At 46.5% G+C, this 16,872-nt stretch carries 14 protein-coding genes and 1 other annotated feature; of the genes, 2 read left to right on the top strand and 12 right to left on the bottom strand.

The genetic code is table 11. The annotated features are described in order from the left end of the window. Positions 1 to 1,008: a phosphate acetyltransferase gene (gene pta / locus EAI83_RS08335; protein WP_015525244.1), complete on the bottom strand. Its 1,008-nt coding sequence runs from the start codon at positions 1,006 to 1,008 to the stop codon at positions 1 to 3. Positions 1,009 to 1,407: 399 nt separating this feature from the next. Between pta and EAI83_RS08330 the strand changes: the two genes are divergently transcribed. Next, on the top strand, positions 1,408 to 2,682 hold the full coding sequence (locus EAI83_RS08330; RefSeq protein ID WP_129975052.1) for a tRNA(Met) cytidine acetate ligase: 1,275 nt from the start codon (positions 1,408 to 1,410) through the stop codon (positions 2,680 to 2,682). Between the two features lie 75 nt (positions 2,683 to 2,757). On the opposite strand, the gene EAI83_RS08325 is transcribed toward EAI83_RS08330, so the two are convergent. The 10 genes from EAI83_RS08325 to EAI83_RS08280 form a co-directional block, all read right to left on the bottom strand. After that, positions 2,758 to 3,918, bottom strand: a complete 1,161-nt coding sequence (locus tag EAI83_RS08325) for a pyridoxal phosphate-dependent aminotransferase (protein WP_110103264.1) — start codon at positions 3,916 to 3,918, stop codon at positions 2,758 to 2,760. A gap of 218 nt (positions 3,919 to 4,136) precedes the next feature. Further along, positions 4,137 to 4,925 carry an ABC transporter ATP-binding protein gene (locus EAI83_RS08320; RefSeq protein WP_015525247.1) on the bottom strand — a complete coding sequence of 263 codons (789 nt, stop codon included), beginning with the start codon at positions 4,923 to 4,925 and terminating at the stop codon, positions 4,137 to 4,139. Between the two features lie 3 nt (positions 4,926 to 4,928). After that, positions 4,929 to 5,840 (bottom strand): ABC transporter permease, encoded by a 912-nt coding sequence (locus EAI83_RS08315; RefSeq protein WP_110103268.1) that lies wholly within the window; start codon positions 5,838 to 5,840, stop codon positions 4,929 to 4,931. Between the two features lie 72 nt (positions 5,841 to 5,912). Then, entirely contained in the window at positions 5,913 to 6,941 is a 1,029-nt protein-coding gene (locus EAI83_RS08310; RefSeq protein WP_021652537.1) for an ABC transporter substrate-binding protein, read from the bottom strand. A 132-nt stretch (positions 6,942 to 7,073) separates the two neighbouring features. Further along, positions 7,074 to 7,324, bottom strand: a binding site (T-box leader). Between the two features lie 58 nt (positions 7,325 to 7,382). Further along, on the bottom strand, positions 7,383 to 8,747 hold the full coding sequence (locus EAI83_RS08305; protein ID WP_129975050.1) for a PFL family protein: 1,365 nt from the start codon (positions 8,745 to 8,747) through the stop codon (positions 7,383 to 7,385). 70 nt (positions 8,748 to 8,817) lie between these two features. Beyond that, positions 8,818 to 9,090 carry an ACT domain-containing protein gene (locus EAI83_RS08300; RefSeq protein ID WP_015525249.1) on the bottom strand — a complete coding sequence of 91 codons (273 nt, stop codon included), beginning with the start codon at positions 9,088 to 9,090 and terminating at the stop codon, positions 8,818 to 8,820. A 13-nt stretch (positions 9,091 to 9,103) separates the two neighbouring features. Continuing rightward, positions 9,104 to 9,901 carry an MBL fold metallo-hydrolase gene (locus EAI83_RS08295; protein WP_129975048.1) on the bottom strand — a complete coding sequence of 266 codons (798 nt, stop codon included), beginning with the start codon at positions 9,899 to 9,901 and terminating at the stop codon, positions 9,104 to 9,106. Next, entirely contained in the window at positions 9,888 to 10,487 is a 600-nt protein-coding gene (gene coaE / locus EAI83_RS08290; RefSeq protein ID WP_129975046.1) for a dephospho-CoA kinase, read from the bottom strand. The genes EAI83_RS08295 and coaE overlap by 14 nt, the downstream gene beginning before the upstream one ends. Next, positions 10,488 to 13,127 carry a DNA polymerase I gene (gene polA, locus EAI83_RS08285; RefSeq protein WP_129975044.1) on the bottom strand — a complete coding sequence of 880 codons (2,640 nt, stop codon included), beginning with the start codon at positions 13,125 to 13,127 and terminating at the stop codon, positions 10,488 to 10,490. Positions 13,128 to 13,129: 2 nt separating this feature from the next. Next, positions 13,130 to 13,513: an anti-sigma factor family protein gene (locus tag EAI83_RS08280; RefSeq protein WP_022427101.1), complete on the bottom strand. Its 384-nt coding sequence runs from the start codon at positions 13,511 to 13,513 to the stop codon at positions 13,130 to 13,132. Between the two features lie 194 nt (positions 13,514 to 13,707). Here EAI83_RS08280 and EAI83_RS08275 point away from each other — a divergent pair, with 194 nt between their 5' ends. Then, positions 13,708 to 14,577, top strand: coding sequence for a DegV family protein (locus EAI83_RS08275; protein ID WP_129975042.1), 870 nt, complete (start codon positions 13,708 to 13,710; stop codon positions 14,575 to 14,577). A 267-nt stretch (positions 14,578 to 14,844) separates the two neighbouring features. On the opposite strand, the gene ftsH is transcribed toward EAI83_RS08275, so the two are convergent. Then, positions 14,845 to 16,710, bottom strand: a complete 1,866-nt coding sequence (ftsH, locus tag EAI83_RS08270) for an ATP-dependent zinc metalloprotease FtsH (RefSeq protein WP_015525255.1) — start codon at positions 16,708 to 16,710, stop codon at positions 14,845 to 14,847. Between the last annotated feature and the right edge of the window lie 162 nt (positions 16,711 to 16,872).

The following is a 16,872-nucleotide window of genomic DNA, read 5'->3' as shown; positions in this document are numbered from 1 at the left end:
TTATTTATCCTCTGCCTGGCACTGTACTGCTGTGATCGCTACAACACCTACGATATCATCTGCAGAGCATCCGCGAGACAGGTCATTTACAGGTTTTGCGATACCCTGTGTAACAGGTCCGTATGCTTCTGCTTTACCAAGACGCTGAGCAAGCTTGTATCCGATGTTACCTGCATCAAGGTCAGGGAATACCAGTACGTTAGCTTTACCTGCTACTTCGCTTCCCGGTGCTTTGGATGCGCCTACGCTTGGAACGATAGCTGCATCAAGCTGGAACTCTCCGTCAAGTTTAAGCTCCGGATGCTCCTCTTTGGCAATTCTTGTAGCCTCTACGACTTTATCTACGTCAGGATGCTTTGCACTTCCCTTAGTGGAGTGGGAAAGCATAGCTACGATCGGCTCCTCCTGAACAAGAAGCTTAAAGGACTCAGCAGAAGATGCTGCGATCGCAGAAAGCTCATCCGGAGTCGGGTTCTGGTTCAGACCGGAATCAGCAAATACGAATGCACCGTTTGCACCATACTCGCAATCCGGAACAACGATCAGGAAGAATGCGGATACAAGCTTGGTTCCCGGTTTTGTCTTCAGGATCTGAAGGCATGGACGAAGTGTATCTGCTGTAGAATGGCATGCACCGGATACCATACCGTCTGCATCCCCCATCTTAACCATCATTACGCCATAGTATGGGTACTGAGTATGAAGGATCTCTTTCGCTTTCTCAGGTGTCATTCCCTTCTTTGCTCTCAGCTCTACAAATTTATCAATATATGCCTGAGTTCTGTCAGATTTCTCCGGATCTACGATCTGTGCACCGGAAATATCAAAGCCGCCCTCTGCAGCTTTCTTGTTGATCTCTTCCTCATTACCGATGAGGATGATCTTTGCAACTCCCTCTTTCAGAATCTTGTCAGTTGCCTCAAGAGTTCTCATATCCTCTGTCTCTGGCAGTACAATTGTTTTTACGCTTTCTTTTGCTCTTTTTTTAAGCAGTTCAACAAATCCCATGATTAAATGGCTCCTTTCTTGATGTAACAAAAACGCTAGTGTCTGTTCGGGCACTACACTATGTTTATTATACCCCCTTACCCTTTTCTTTTCAAGCGTTTCATTGTCAGAAAATGGCTATACTGCGTATTTTTTGAAGTGCAATTGTTACTGTTTACCGACAATGTTCTGCGATGTGTTTTTTGTGGATAAAGATCACAGATGGCCCGAGGATTTCGGCGCATGATCATAAATTTGCGTGATTTCTGTATCTCACAAAGGGTGTTGCCGGGCCCAGAGCGGACAGCAACATTCGGTTTTATGGCAGCAAAACAGATTTCGAATGCCGCTTAACTTTTTACATTGCTTATGTTAAAATAGCACCATTATAATTTTCAGAAACGGCAGGTACTTTTTTATATGAAAGTTGTTGGAATCATTGCAGAATATAACCCATTTCACAAAGGTCACGAATACCAGATCCGCTATGCCCGGGAGATCCTTGGTGCCGATTATATTGTGATCGCCATGAGCGGAGATTTTGTCCAAAGAGGGGCTCCTGCTCTTATGGAAAAACATCTCCGGGCTGAGATGGCTCTTCTTGGAGGCGCCGATCTGATCCTGGAAATGCCGATACAGACAGCAACGGCCAGTGCGGAAGGATTTGCCGCAGGTGGCGTAAGCCTTCTTGACGGGCTTGGTGTTGTAGATGAGCTATGTTTCGGAAGTGAATGCGGAGATACAGAGACTCTTATGAATATTGCACAGATTCTTGTAAAGGAACCGTTTGAATACCGCAAACTCCTTCAGCAGAATCTTCGTACCGGAATGAGTTTTCCTGCTGCAAGAAGCAGTGCTTTGATCCGTTACATGCGAGAAAAAGCCACTTCCGTGCATAACACATTCGGCGTTTCATCAGAACATATTGAACTCATTCTTTCTTCTCCCAATAACATCCTGGGAATCGAATACTGCAAAGCGCTTCTCCGTCTTAACAGCCATATCCTTCCTCATGCACTTTTAAGAAAGGGAAGTGGTTATCATGATACGGATTTTTCTCTTCTTTCCGACGAAGAATTTCCCTCTGCTTCCGGCATCCGGAGCCTTATGAAAAAATCCGAAGGAACTGTGCAGTCTGCTGATCTTTCCCGGTTGATCCCTTCTGCTTCCCTTCCCGGATTCCTGGATTCTCTCAAAAAAGGAGCATGGCTTTCTGACTCAGCACTGGATCTTCCTCTGCATTACAAACTGCTTCTGGAATCCGAAGAAACTTTAAAAATGTATCCGGAGCTTTCGGATGCACTGATCCGGCGTATCCTGAAATCCCGAAATCAATATGAAGGTTTTTCCCAGTTTGCGGATCTTTTGAAAACACGGGATATTACCCGTTCTGCTATCTGCCGCAGCCTTGTCCGGATCTTTCTTGACCAAAAAACAAAAGCACCCGGACACATTCCCTATGCCCGGGTACTTGGCTTTCAAAAAAACAGCGCTCCGCTTCTCAGCCAGATCAAGAAAAACTCCTCGATCCCGCTGATCACCAAAGCCGCCGATGCATCTGCGATCCTCGATGAAACTGCGCTTCGACTTTTTAATGAAACCTGTGCGGCTTCCAATCTTTACGAAATGCTTCTCTGCCACAAAACAGGTCAACCTTTCATCCACGAGATGAAAAAGCCGCTGCGGATCATTTAAGATCCACAGCAGCTTGAACGCTGATAAGTAATCTTTTCATGGCTTGAGATCGGATTTTGAACAACTTTCAGTTATTCAGTTTAATCCGCTTTTTCGGATCGCTTCCACTGCTTCCCGGATCTTCTCCGGCGGAAGTACCAGGGCGAAACGTACGTAGCCCTCTCCATGGGGACCAAAGCTTGCTCCCGGAGTCACGATGACGCCGGCCTTTTCCATCAGTTCCATACAGAATGCCATGCTGTCGGTGCGGCCACCCGGGATCTTCGCCCAGACAAACATGGTGCCTTTTCCATTTGGAAGTTCCCATCCGATATCACGAAGTCCCTGGCAGAGAGCATCTCTTCTCTCCTGGTACTTCTGACACTGTTCTTTTACGCTGTCCAGCGGTCCCTGAAGTGCTGCAATAGCTGCTTTCTGAAACGGCAGGAACATGCCGAAGTCGATCTGGCTTCTCAATTTGCGGAGCGCTGCGATCACATCCGACCGGCCTACCAGAAAGCTAAGTCTTGCGCCTGTAACATTGAAGGATTTGGAAAGACTGAAAAATTCCACTCCAATATCTTTCGCTCCCGGAGTGGCCAAAAAACTTCCTCCAAATGCCCCGTCAAAAATAATATCGCTGTACGCATTATCATGAATGATCAGAATATCATATTTTTTCGCAAATTCCACGATTTCTTCGTAAAGTCCCGGAGTGGCAATGCTTCCTACCGGGTTGGACGGCAGGGATACTACCATATATTTAGCCTTATTCGCTATTTCTTCCGGAATTCCCTTTACATAGGGAAGGAAATCATGCTCTGCAACCAGCGGATAATAGTAAGGAACTGCTCCTGCCATCAGACTTCCTGCTGCAAATACGGGATAGCACGGATCCGGAAGAAGTACTGTATCTCCCTCATCACAAAGCGCCATGCCAAGATGCCCCATTCCTTCCTGGCTTCCATAAACAGTCATTACCATGTCCGGTGTCAGTTCCACATCAAAACGTTTCTTATAATAAATACAGACTGCATCCAGAAGCTCCGGCAGATCACGGAGACTGTATTTCCAGTTGTTGTCATCCATAGCTGCTTCCGCTACAGCTTTCTTGATATATTCCGGAGTCTTGAAATCCGGAGTTCCCACACTCATGTTATAGATCTTCATGCCCTGTGCTTCCAGCTCCATACGTCGGTTGTTCAGAGCAGCAAAAATTTCATCTCCAAATCGGTCCAATCTTTTTGAAAACTGCATATCATTCGTCCCTCTTCCATAATAAAATCAAACGGATATTCGCAATCCGCTTCGCTACTTGCTCATAAATGAAATCACAAAGTGATTTCATTTATTTTATCACGGTAACGTGACATACTCAAGAATTTTCATAAAAAAAGAACCATCACCTGTGTAAAGCAGCTATTCATTTTCCACTTTACACATGATCGGTAACGGTTCTTCATTATTTATTCCGTTTATTCAGACAAAAGAATACGGTCATTATCCAAAGCCTTGCCCACTCCCGTTTTAAATTTCTCAAGAAGGCCATCCACGGTCATATCCTTCTTCTCTTCCCCTCCGATATCCAGCACGATATTGCCGGAGTCCATCATCAGGATACGGTTACCAAGATCAATTGCTGACTGCATATTGTGTGTGATCATCAGACAGGTCAGCTGATTTTCTTCCACGATCCGTCTGGTGAGATTAAGGACTTTCTCAGCAGTTCCCGGATCAAGGGCTGCAGTATGCTCGTCCAGAAGAAGTAATTTCGGCGGATTCATGGTTGCCATCAAAAGCGTCAGCGCCTGTCTCTGTCCACCGGAAAGGAGACCTACCGGATGACTCATCCGCTCTTCCAGTCCAATGTCCAGCTTCTTCAGTTCTTCCCGGAAACGTTCTTTTTCCTGCCGGGTCGTGCGGGAAAGCCACCCACCCTTGCCGGCTGCAAGTGCAAGATTCTCTTCGATCGTCATTCCCGGTGCAGTACCACGCATCGGATCCTGATAAAGACGTCCGATCTCTTTTGCGCGTGCATGCTGCGGCATAAATGTGATATCCCTGCCATCCAGCTCGATCGAACCGGCATCTGTAAGAAAATCACCGCAGATTGCATTAAAAAGTGTTGATTTTCCTGCACCATTGGAACCGATGATCGTAGCAAAGTCGCCTTTTTTCAGTTCCAGGGAAAGATCTGTGATTGCCTTTTTTTCGTTTACGGTTCCCGGATTAAATGTTTTTGAAATATGGCTGATTTTTAACATAGATCATCTTCCCCCTTTTGCATGAGTCATTCTTCTTCGGATCTGCGGCCACTGTTTCTTAAGATACGGACCGGAAATTGCAAGAACAACGATCACAGAGGATACCAGCTTCAGCATAAATGCCGGCATATTGAACCGAAGTGCGATGGTATACACAAGGCGGAAGATAAAGGAACCAAGCACCATTCCCACCGCTCTCACAAAAATTCCTCCATGTCCGAGAAGGGTACCTCCGATCAGCAAGGATGCCAGTGCGATGGTGACCATACCCTGACCGATGTTGATATCTACGGATTTCTGTGACTGAGACAGAAGGCATCCGGAAAGTGCGGTAAATGCATTTGCCACGCAAAGGCCGATCACCGTTGTAAAGACCGGATTGATGGAGGAAGATTTTACCATATCGGAATTATTTCCGGTTGCCCGGATCGCAAGACCAAGTCTTGTTTTCAGAAAGAATACCAGAAATACGATCACGAGGATCACTGCGATAGCTGCAATGAGGATATCTTCCCTACCTTTTAACGCTGTACCTGCAAGCGCATCCTTCATCATGGTAAATACTGTGGTCGTCCGATTCATATTGATCAGGGATGACCCTCCCATGACCGCGATATTTACGGAATATAATGCAGTATTTACAATAATACCTGCAAGCAGGCTGTCTACCCCCAGCTTCGTCTGCAGGATAGCCGTTACAAATCCTGATGTAACACCTGCTGCCATGGCTGCCGCAATGGACAGAAACGGATGTCCGCTTACAGCAACTACGGCTCCTACAGCGGCCCCGAAGGTAAAGCAGCCATCTGTAGAAAGGTCGCAGACATTCAGCATGGAATAACTAAGGAACAAAGCAAGAACTGTCAGAGAACAGATCAGTCCAAGCTTCAGGGCAGTCTCCCCGAGGGAGAGCATAGTTGCAATCGTCACAGTGATTTCCTCCAATTGGATTTATTTCATAACTGCTCACAAAAGTGAGCGGTTAATTTATTTTGATTCTACTTCATCAAAGCTTTCTGCAGTTGTGATCTCATTTACCTGTGTGCAGAGAGGCTCAAATGCCTTCTTTACGGTATCGAAATCAAGTCCAAGTGCCTTGCAGGTTTCTGTATTAACTGTTGCAGTACCATTGTCAAAGGTTTCAACAGCTGTCTTAGACGGATCCGCATTATCTATCAGGATGTCAGCGATCATATCGGCTGTTTTCTGTCCCAGATTTGCATAATCAACACCATATCCTACAAAGGCACCATTTAATGCAAAGGAGTCGGCACCTGTGTAGTGCGGGATTCCTGCGTCGATGAATTTTTCATAAATAGAAAGCTCTGCTGTCATGATGGTGTTGTCCGTAGGTGTAAATACGGCATCCACACCGTCAGCGATCAGTGCATCTGCTGCGAGCTGGACTTCATCGGTAGTGGTTCCGGTACGCTCTACATATTCGATTCCCTCTTTATCCAGATAATCTTTTGCTTCCTGGATCGCTGTTGTGGAGGAATCCTGTCCGACATCATAGAGAAGACCGATCTTCTTTACATCCGGATTCTGTGCCTGGATCAGCTTCATGATAGAAGAAGTATCCAGGTAATCGCTGGTTCCTGTGATATTTGCACCAGGAGCATCCAGAGAATCTACAAGACCGGAGCCAACCGGATCAGATACTGCGGAGAAAACAACCGGTGTATCGCTTCCCTCTGTAGCGGACTGCATACGCATTGCCACCGGTGTAGCCACACCAACCATCAGGTCAACCTTATCCGCCTGAAAATCTGAAATGATCTGTTCCATAACACTGGCATCTGCATTACAGTTATCATAAGACACATCAAATGTGACACCCTTTTCTTTGCCAAGCTCCTCCAGACGGGACTGGATGTTGTCTACGATCTGGTTCAGGGAAGCATCATCTACATAATTGCAGATGCCCACTTTAAAATCCTCCGCCATAACCGGGCTTGTCATCATCATAGTTGTTGCTGCTACTGCTGCTGCGATCACTAACATTCTTTTTTTCATGGTTTTGTTCTCCCTTCTTATTTCCGCTTATGATTACCTTTTGTACACCTTGCGGTCTGCTTTTCCGGAACAACTTTCATGCAACAGAATCGCTTTTCCTGTAACACAAAAACCGTCCCAAGCTTATATCATGCTTGAGACGGTAATAAAAGTTCTTTATTATCGCGGTACCACTCAAATTGACGAATCGTCCACTTTCCGGTGTACTAACATACACTCCTCATTGGTAACGGGTTCGGTTCCCGTCGGCGCCTACTGTACAGATAAATAGTTCGGGCCGCCCTCGAAAGTCCATTCAACATCTGGTCCCCTGCGGATTTCCACCATCACCGCTCTCTGTGAAGCTTCCTGAAATGTTTACTTCTCTTTCTCACTGGTTTGTTTTTTAAGTTGTGTTTACTTTAGCACATCAACGTGAGTCTGTCAAGTCCAAAAATAAAATTAATTCTTAAAGCTGTGGATTGGTGCCGGGATCCTTCCACCTCTCTGTACAAATGCATCACAGGAGAAGGAATTTACTGGCATGATCGGAGCATAGCCAAGAAGACCTCCGAACTCAACCGTTTCGCCCACACCCTTACCGATAACCGGGATGAGACGTACTGCAGTTGTCTTCTGATTTACCATACCGATGGCAGACTCATCTGCGATGATACCTGCCAGTGTAGTCGCCTTGGTATCTCCCGGAACTGCGATCATATCCAGACCAACAGAGCATACACAGGTCATGGCTTCCAGCTTCTCCAGAGTAAGAGCTCCCTCGTTTACCGCATCGATCATTCCCTGATCCTCGCTGACAGGAATAAAGGCACCACTTAATCCGCCCACAGCAGCTGCTGCCATAACGCCGCCTTTCTTCACCTGGTCGTTGAGAAGTGCAAGCGCTGCAGTTGTTCCAGGTGCACCGGCTCTCTCAAGGCCGATCTCTTCCAGGATCTCAGCTACGGAATCACCGATAGCCGGTGTCGGTGCAAGAGAAAGATCCACAATACCAAACGGCACGTCAAGACGTTTGGATGCCTCACGTGCAACCAGCTGTCCAACTCGTGTAACTTTGAATGCGGTACGTTTGATCATCTCGCAGAGAGTTCCGAAGTCCTCGCCACGAACCTGCTCCAGAGCCTTCTTTACAACTCCGGGGCCACTGACACCTACGTTGATGATGCAGTCCGCCTCTGTGACACCGTGGAACGCGCCTGCCATAAACGGGTTATCATCCGGTGCGTTACAGAATACTACCAGCTTGGCACATCCAAGAGAATCCTGGTCCTTAGTAGCCTCTGCTGTTGCGAGGATGATCTCGCCCATCAGCTTTACGGCATCCATGTTGATACCGGTCTTGGTGGAACCAACGTTTACAGAACTGCAGACGCGCTCTGTTTCTGCCATTGCCTGAGGAATGGAGCGGATAAGAAGCTCCTCTGCCGGAGTCATTCCTTTGCTTACCAGTGCAGAATATCCGCCGATAAAGTTAACGCCAACTTCCTTGGCACATTTATCCAGCGTTCTTGCGATGGTCACAAAATCCTCCGGTTTCTTACATGCAGCCCCGCCAACCAGAGCAATGGGTGTTACGGAAATTCGTTTATTTACAACCGGGATACTGTACTCGGTTGCGATCTCATCACCGGTAGCTACCAGATTTCTGGCCTTTGTGGTGATCTTTTCGTATATTTTCTGATTCAGTGCATCCAGGTCAGGATCGATACAGTCCAGAAGGCTGATCCCCATGGTGATGGTACGCACATCCAGATTCTCCTGCTCGATCATTTTATTTGTCTCGTTTACCTCAAAAATATTGATCATTTTATTTTCTCCCTGATGATTGATGTAAAGTAGATATCATATGCATTGGCAATCCGCATTCGCTGCTTGATCATACTCGATGCATCATGTTAAAAATATCTTCATGCTGGCAGTGGATCACAACACCGATCTCCTTACCCAGATTTTCAAGCTCTTTTGCAAGTTCACCGCCATCCTTTTCACATTTTGCTGTGTCTGCGATCATCATCATGTTGAAGTAACCCTGAACGATGGTCTGAGAAATATCCAGAATATTAACCTGATTCTCTGCAAGATATGTACAAACCTTTGCAATAATTCCTACTGTGTCATTTCCTACTACTGTGATAATTGTCTTCTTCATCGTTTTTTCCTTTCTACACTGTGATTATTTCTGATATGTGATCCCTCTTCGCTACCTGGATCTTAAAATCCCTAGAACGGTACGGGTTGTCACCAAGTGTCACCTCCGAGCACACAGTCTCGTAGGCAAGTTCTTCATAGTTGTTTTCTCTGCTTAAATGGCCAAGAAAAACCGCCTTCAAATTATCATGGAGGATCCGACAGAGCAGACGTCCTGCATTCTCATTGGAGAGATGCCCACGATCTCCCAGAATCCTCTGTTTGAGATAATAAGGGTATTTTCCAACCTGAAGCATGCGGATGTCATGATTTGCTTCCAAAAGCACCGCATCCAGATTCTCCAGATTTTTTACAATGTAATCATTATATTTTCCAAGGTCTGTGGCAATGCCCACAGAATGCTCTCCGCATTCCAGGCGGTAACCCACCGGCTGTGCAGCATCATGGGAAATGGTAAAAGGATTTACCGTCAGGTCCTTGATCCCAAAAGGCTCATCCTCCCGGATCTCGTGGATCAGTCCCTCCGGCATTTTTCCAAGGGATTTCATACGAAGCATGGCATCTGCGGTTCCACCTGTGGTATAGATGGGAATTCCATATTTTCTGGAGATCACTCCCAGTCCCTTGATATGGTCGGAATGTTCATGTGTGATCAGGATACCGTCCACATCTTTTCCGGTAAGATCCAGGGAATTCAGGCCTTTTTCAATACTCTTCCCGCTGATCCCCACATCTACCAGAACATGTGCCTCCTCAGATCCCACATAAATACAGTTGCCGCTGCTTCCGCTGGCAATACTACAAAGTCTCATTTCTCTCTATCCCTTCTCTGATCTGTCTCCGGGTATCCTTCAGATCTCCATTATTCTCGATCACATAATCCGTATGTTCTCTGAAAACCTGGTCAGATACCTGGTTTCGGATAATGCCAAGAGATTTCTCTCTGGAATAGCCACGGCTTTCCATCAGACGACGGATCCGGATTTCCTCCTCTGTATACACATACCAGACTTCATCACAGAATTCCTGATAATTCTCTTCCAGAAAAAGAGCAGCTTCCACAACACAGATCTCTCTTCCAGCTTCCTTTTGTTCTCCAAGAAGATCCAGGATTCTCTGCTTTACAGCCGGATGGATGATCCCGTTTAATTTCAAAAGCATATCCTTATCTGTGAATACTACATCAGAAATCCGTCTCCGGTCAATAGTTTTATCTTTTTTTATGATTTCTTTTCCAAACAATGCGATCACCGCATCGTAACATTCTTCCCCCGGTTCCATCAGAATGTGACCAAGCTGGTCTGCCTGGATCACATATGCCTGGAAATCTTCTTCCATGATTCCAAGTACTGTACTTTTTCCGGCCCCTACTCCGCCGGTTACTCCGATCACTCTCATTTATTTCGCCTCATACCAGCTGTCACCCTGGTGCATATCTACGTCAAGTTCCACTGCAAGGTCTGCAGCTCCCTTCATCTCTTCTTCCAGAATACGGGAAACTTCCTCGATCTCTTCTTTCTTTGTCTCGATCAGAAGCTCATCGTGAACCTGCAGCACCAGTCTTGAACGCAGTCCCTCTTTTTTCATTCGTTCATAAACATGGTTCATGGCTATTTTGATGATATCTGCTGCAGTACCCTGGATCGGAGAGTTCATGGCTACACGTTCTCCGAAGGAGCGCTGCATGAAATTACTGGATCTCAGCTCTGGCACAGGCCTTCGTCTGCCGAACATAGTTGTCACATAACCGTGTTCCTTGCCATCCTTTACCAGACCGTCCAGAAAGCCCTTGATCTTCGGATAGGTCTCGAAATATTTCTCAATATAGGCAGCTGCCTCTTTTCTGGTAATACTCAGATCCTGGCTCAGTCCAAAGGAACTGATCCCATAAACGATTCCGAAATTTACCGCCTTGGCATTTCTTCGCTGAAGAGATGTCACTTCATCCAGCGGCACATGAAACACCTGGGATGCGGTGAGCCGGTGGATATCCTCCGCCTCACGATAAGCCTGGATCAGTTTTTCATCACCGGACATATGTGCCAGCACACGAAGCTCGATCTGGGAATAATCTGCATCCAGAAATACAAATCCCTCCTCCGGCACAAAAACCTTACGGATCAGCCTGCCCAGCTCCATGCGGACCGGTATGTTCTGAAGATTCGGATCTGTGCTGCTGATACGACCGGTTGCTGTGATCGTCTGATTAAAAGTAGAGTGGATCCTTCCATCTTCTCCGATCACATTTCCGAGACCATCTGCATAAGTGGATTTCAGCTTGGTCAGCTGGCGGTACTCCAGGATATCTTTTACGATGGCATGATCCGGCGCCAGCTTATCCAAGATATCCGCCGCTGTGGAATAGCCGGTCTTGGTCTTCTTTCCACCTGGAAGTCCCAGCTTTTCAAAAAGGATCACACCCAGCTGTTTCGGGGAATTGATATTAAACTCCTCCCCTGCTTCCTGCCAGATGGTTTTTTCCAGCTCCTGGATACGGACTTTAAGTTTTTCACCATAGTTCTTAAGCTCTTCACCCTTAACGGAAATCCCCCATTTTTCCATGGAATCCAGGGTAAAGACAAGAGGAAGCTCGATCTCATCATAAACCTTACGCATGCCTGTTTCATCCAGTTTTTCAAGAAGAACCTTTCGGGCCATGCAGGGCACAAACGCCTGATAGCAGGCATAATTTCCAAGGCATTCCAGTTCCTCTTCCCAGGCCTTTTTCAGAGAAGTCTTTCCAAGAAGGTCTTCCTTTGAGGGGAACATCATACCATCCAGATATTCTTTGGCGATATCATCATGGGAATAGGAAGATTTCAGCGGGTTCAGAAGATATGCAGCAACCCCCGCATCAAAAACCTTCTTCGGATCATCAAGGGAAACATGTTTGAGAACTGATTTAATATCCATAGCACAGAGCACCGTACTGTCCGCCAGAGTTTTCAGTTTTCCGCAAAGGTAATCCCCTGTGAGAAGTCCTCCCACCGGAATCTGATAGATTTCTTTTTCATCCAGGACCAATCCCACGGTATACACCTGATCCGGATCTGCAAGAACAGAAATACCCACCTGATCTTTCTGCGCTGCTTTTTCAAACAGTGCCTCCACACCGGAAAGATCATTACAGGTAAAAAATTCCAGTTCCATGGAGGAATCTGCTGTCGTAGCCGGATCAAAACGGTTCAGCATGTTCTTAAATTCCAGGCGTTTACACAATTCATATGCCTCCGGAGTATAGGGATTTTCCACTTTCGCTTTTTCGTAGGAAAATTCCAGCGGACTATCTGTGTTGATGGTTGCAAGCTCTTTGGAAAGCTGTGCCAGATCATAATGCTCACGAAGAGATTCTTTCGCCTTATTAGGCTTTACTTCTTCCAGATGCTCATGAGCATTCTCAATGGAACCGAACTGCACGATCATCTTGGTCGCGGTTTTCTCTCCAACGCCCGGGATTCCCGGAATATTATCGGAGCTGTCGCCCATCAGCGCTTTCAGTTCTATGATCTGCGGCGGCGTTACCTGATATTTCTCAAGAACTTCCGCTGTATGGTAATTTTCAACGGTTGTCTTTCCCCGGACAGTCTTCGGAAGCCGGATCAGCACCTTATCTGTGGCAAGCTGAAGAAGATCACGGTCTCCGGAAAGAATGGTAACATCCATACCCTTTGCTTCACTTCTTCTGGCGACCGTGCCAAGAAGATCATCTGCTTCATAGCCTTCCAGGGACATGATGTTGATTCCCATGGCAGAAAGCATCTCCTTGATCAGCGGAACCTGTTCCCGAAGCTCCTCCGGCATGGGTTTTCGGGTACCTTTATAAGCTTCATATCTCTTATGCCGGAACGTAGGTGCACTCAGATCAAATGCAACGGTAAGATACTCCGGCTTCTCTTCCTCCATGATCCTGAACATAATATTCAGAAATCCATATACCGCTCCTGTATGGCATCCTTCTGCATTGGTAAGATCCGGCAGACCATAAAACGCACGGTTCAGGATGCTGTGACCATCGATCAGTAATATTTTTTCACTCAAAATCAAATTCCCTCCTTCAGTTCCAGGATCACAAAAACAAGAAAGACCACCAGTGCCGCGATCAGAACGCAGACTGCCACTGCAGCGATCGCTCTGTGAAATTTCTTTTTTCGGATATACCTTCTGGATTTTCGGATATCCTCTTCCAGAAGCTCCTTAAAATCCAGAACAGTATCTTCCTGTTTCTCATCCAGCTGCTGCATGGCCTTATGTACAATGAAATATGTGGCAAGCTCATCGTAGCAGGAGGAACACTTCTCAATATGCTCTAGAAAATCCTCCAGATCATTCAACGGCAACGTATGATCGATATATTTATTAACCATTCCCTCTGCAATACGACAGTTCATATTTTCCCTCTCTTTCAAAGCAGCGGATTCTCCCATATGATAAGCCTCTTCTGAGATCCCGCTTCACAATTTGCCCCAGACTGGGGAAATATTTCCCAGAATATTATATCATTATAGCGAATTAAACGTTGAATGACAAGGGCGGTTTCCTGTGGTATACTTGAGATATCCCGGTCAGAAAACAGAAAAACTGACCAAATATGAAAATCCAGGCAAGGAGGATCACCATTATGAAATCTATAGCAATCGTTACAGACAGTAACTGCGGCATGTCTCCCGCTCAGGTAAAAGACCTTGGCATCTACATGCTTCCAATGCCGTTTTTTATAGATGATAAGGAATATCTGGAAGACATTGACATGAACCAATCAGAGTTCTTTCAGCATCTTGAACAAAATCCAGGCTGCAAAGTTTCCACATCCCAGCCCACACCGGAATCCGTCACTACCCTCTGGGACAAGCTGCTCAAAGACTACGACGAGATCGTACATATCCCCATGTCCAGCGGTCTCTCCAGTTCCATGCAGACTGCCCGCATGCTTGCAGAAGACTATGATGGCCGTGTACGTGTCGTAAACAACCAGAGGATCTCCGGAACCTTACGTTACTCTGCCATCGAGGCTATCCAGCAGGCTAAAAACGGTCTCTCTGCCGATGAGATTGGAACTTGGCTGGAAGAAACCCGCTTCGACTCCAGCATCTATATCACTGTAGCTACTCTGAAGTACCTGAAACAGGGCGGCCGCATCACTCCTGCAGCTGCAGCCATCGGAACCATGCTCCGTCTGAAACCGGTTCTGCAGATCCAGGGCGAAAAGCTGGACGCCTTCTCCAAGGCCCGCACCATGACCCAGGCAAAAAACACTATGACTAAAGCCATCAAAGATGACATTGCAGACCGCTTTGGAGAAAAGATCAACCTGGATGTCATCCACTCCCACAACCTGGAAGCAGCCGAAGAATTCCAAAAAGAAGTCCTCACCACCTTCCCGAATATCGGTGAAGTCAACATCTTCCCTCTCTCCCTGAGCGTCTCCTGCCACATCGGCCCCGGAAGTCTGGCACTCACCTGTTCCAAGGTACACCCGGAAATATGGTAAAGACTAGTCAGAAGCAATCCACATGGCCAGAGCACAGCCGGAGGGAATACTTCTGTATGGCTCTGTCTCTGGAGGAGGGCTGCTAGTCCTTAGGTTCTGGAAATCTGCGTTATAAAAAAAAGTTCGGCTGTCTGAGCGGCAACAAGCCGCGAGTTCCGAACTTTTTTTAATGGTTTTAGCAGATTTTCAGGGCCTTAGAACTAACGCCCAACGGAAGCCGAAGACCTTACAGAAGTATTCCCTTCGGCGTCCCTCCCGCCAACATATTTAATTTTCCTGTGTATTCTCAATCTCCACCGGCGCTTCATTCAAGATCTTCATAAACTCCTCACCGGTGATCGTCTCATGCTCATACAGATACTTGGCAATCTCATGGAGCTTTCCGATGTTATCTGTCAGGATCTTCGTAGCCTTTTCATGCTCCCGTCTTACAAGCTCCACAACCTTCTTATCCAAAAGCGTCTGCGTCTCAAAGGAACAGGTTAGACTTGCATCTCCGCCAAGATACTGATTGCTTACATTTTCCATGGCAACCATGTCAAAATCATCACTCATACCATACCTGCTGATCATCGCTCTGGCAATCTTAGTCGCCTGCTCAATATCATTGGAGGCACCGGTAGTAATGGAATGGAAGATCAGCTCTTCCGCTGCACGGCCGCCTGTAAATGTAGCGATCTTATTCTCCAGTTCTTCCTTAGTCATCAGGAAATGTTCCTGCTCATCTACCTGCATGGTATATCCCAGTGCACCGGAGGTACGTGGAATGATCGTGATCTTATGGACCGGTGCAGAATCTGTCTGCTTGGCAGCAACCAGTGCATGACCAACCTCATGATAGGAAACGATCAGCTTTTCCTTATTGGAAAGTACACGGTTCTTTTTCTGATATCCGGCAATAACAACTTCGATGCTTTCTTCAAAATCCGCCTGTGTGGCAAATTTCCGTCCGTCGCGGACTGCACGGAGAGCTGCCTCGTTGACAATATTGGCAAGCTCCGCACCGGAGGCACCGACTGCCGCCTTGGCAATTTCATCAAACCGGACTGTATCCGCAATTTTGATCTTCTTGGCATGAACCTTCAGGATTTCCTCACGCCCCTGAAGATCCGGAAGCTCAACCGGGATCCTTCTGTCAAAACGTCCCGGACGAAGAAGTGCAGGGTCAAGGGAATCCGGTCGGTTGGTAGCTGCCAGGATCACAACACCCTTGGAACCGTCAAAACCGTCCATCTCTGTCAAAAGCTGGTTCAGTGTCTGCTCACGCTCATCGTTTCCGCCGCCCATTCCGGAGCCGTCACGTTTCTTGCCGATGGTATCGATCTCATCAATAAATACGATACATGGTGCCTTCTCATTGGCCTGTTTAAAAAGATCACGGACCTTGGCAGCACCCATACCCACAAACATCTCCACAAATTCCGAACCGGAAATTGAGAAAAACGGAACCTCCGCCTCACCGGCAACTGCCTTGGCAAGAAGAGTTTTACCGGTTCCGGGAGGGCCTACAAGAAGGGCACCCTTCGGCATGGAAGCACCGATCTCTCTGTATTTCTCCGGATTATGAAGGAAATCTACAATTTCCGTCAAAAGCTCCTTGGCTTCATCCTCACCGGCAACATCTGAAAATTTGATTCCCGTAGAGGATTTCACATAAACCTTGGCATTGCTTTTGCCAAAGGACATCATTCCTCCCGGTCCTCCGTTTCCCATGGAACTCATCATCTTCTTGCTGAGCCAGCGTCCCAGGAGAATAAAAATTGCGATCGGGAGTACATATCCCAGGATCAGAGATAAAAGCAGGGACTGTCTCTGAGGTGCAGTACCCTCTATACTTACGCCCGCATCGTAAAGATGGGATACAAGATCCTGATCCTCTACAGATACCGTCTTACAATAGACATCATTTCCATCTACCTTCATCGTATAATAGATATAATCAGAATTAATAGTTGCTTCATATACTTTTCCTCTGTCTACAGCTTTCAGGAAGGTGGTGTAATCGGTCTCTTTTACACTTCTCTCAGAAAGAGCAGGAAGAGCAAAAACATTCAGCAGAACAATAATTACGACCGCAATAATGTAATATACATACAGTGGCCGCTTCTCTGGTTTTTTTGAATTCAGATTCATGCAGTCTCCTCCGTTATCTTATAGTATATTGCTATATCCACAGTGCTATATCAAGTGGTACAGCCTTGTAGTACACTCTACCACTTTTTTCAGTCAATTTCAAGGATGCCTCATCCGATTTCATAAACTTTTTAGAATTAAAAATATTTCCAAATAATACCT

This window comes from Blautia sp. aa_0143, from assembly GCF_004167315.1.
GTDB lineage: Bacteria > Bacillota > Clostridia > Lachnospirales > Lachnospiraceae > Blautia_A > Blautia_A fusiformis.
The sequence above is the reverse complement of the archived record's forward strand: the minus strand, read 5'-3'. Positions and strand labels throughout refer to the sequence as shown.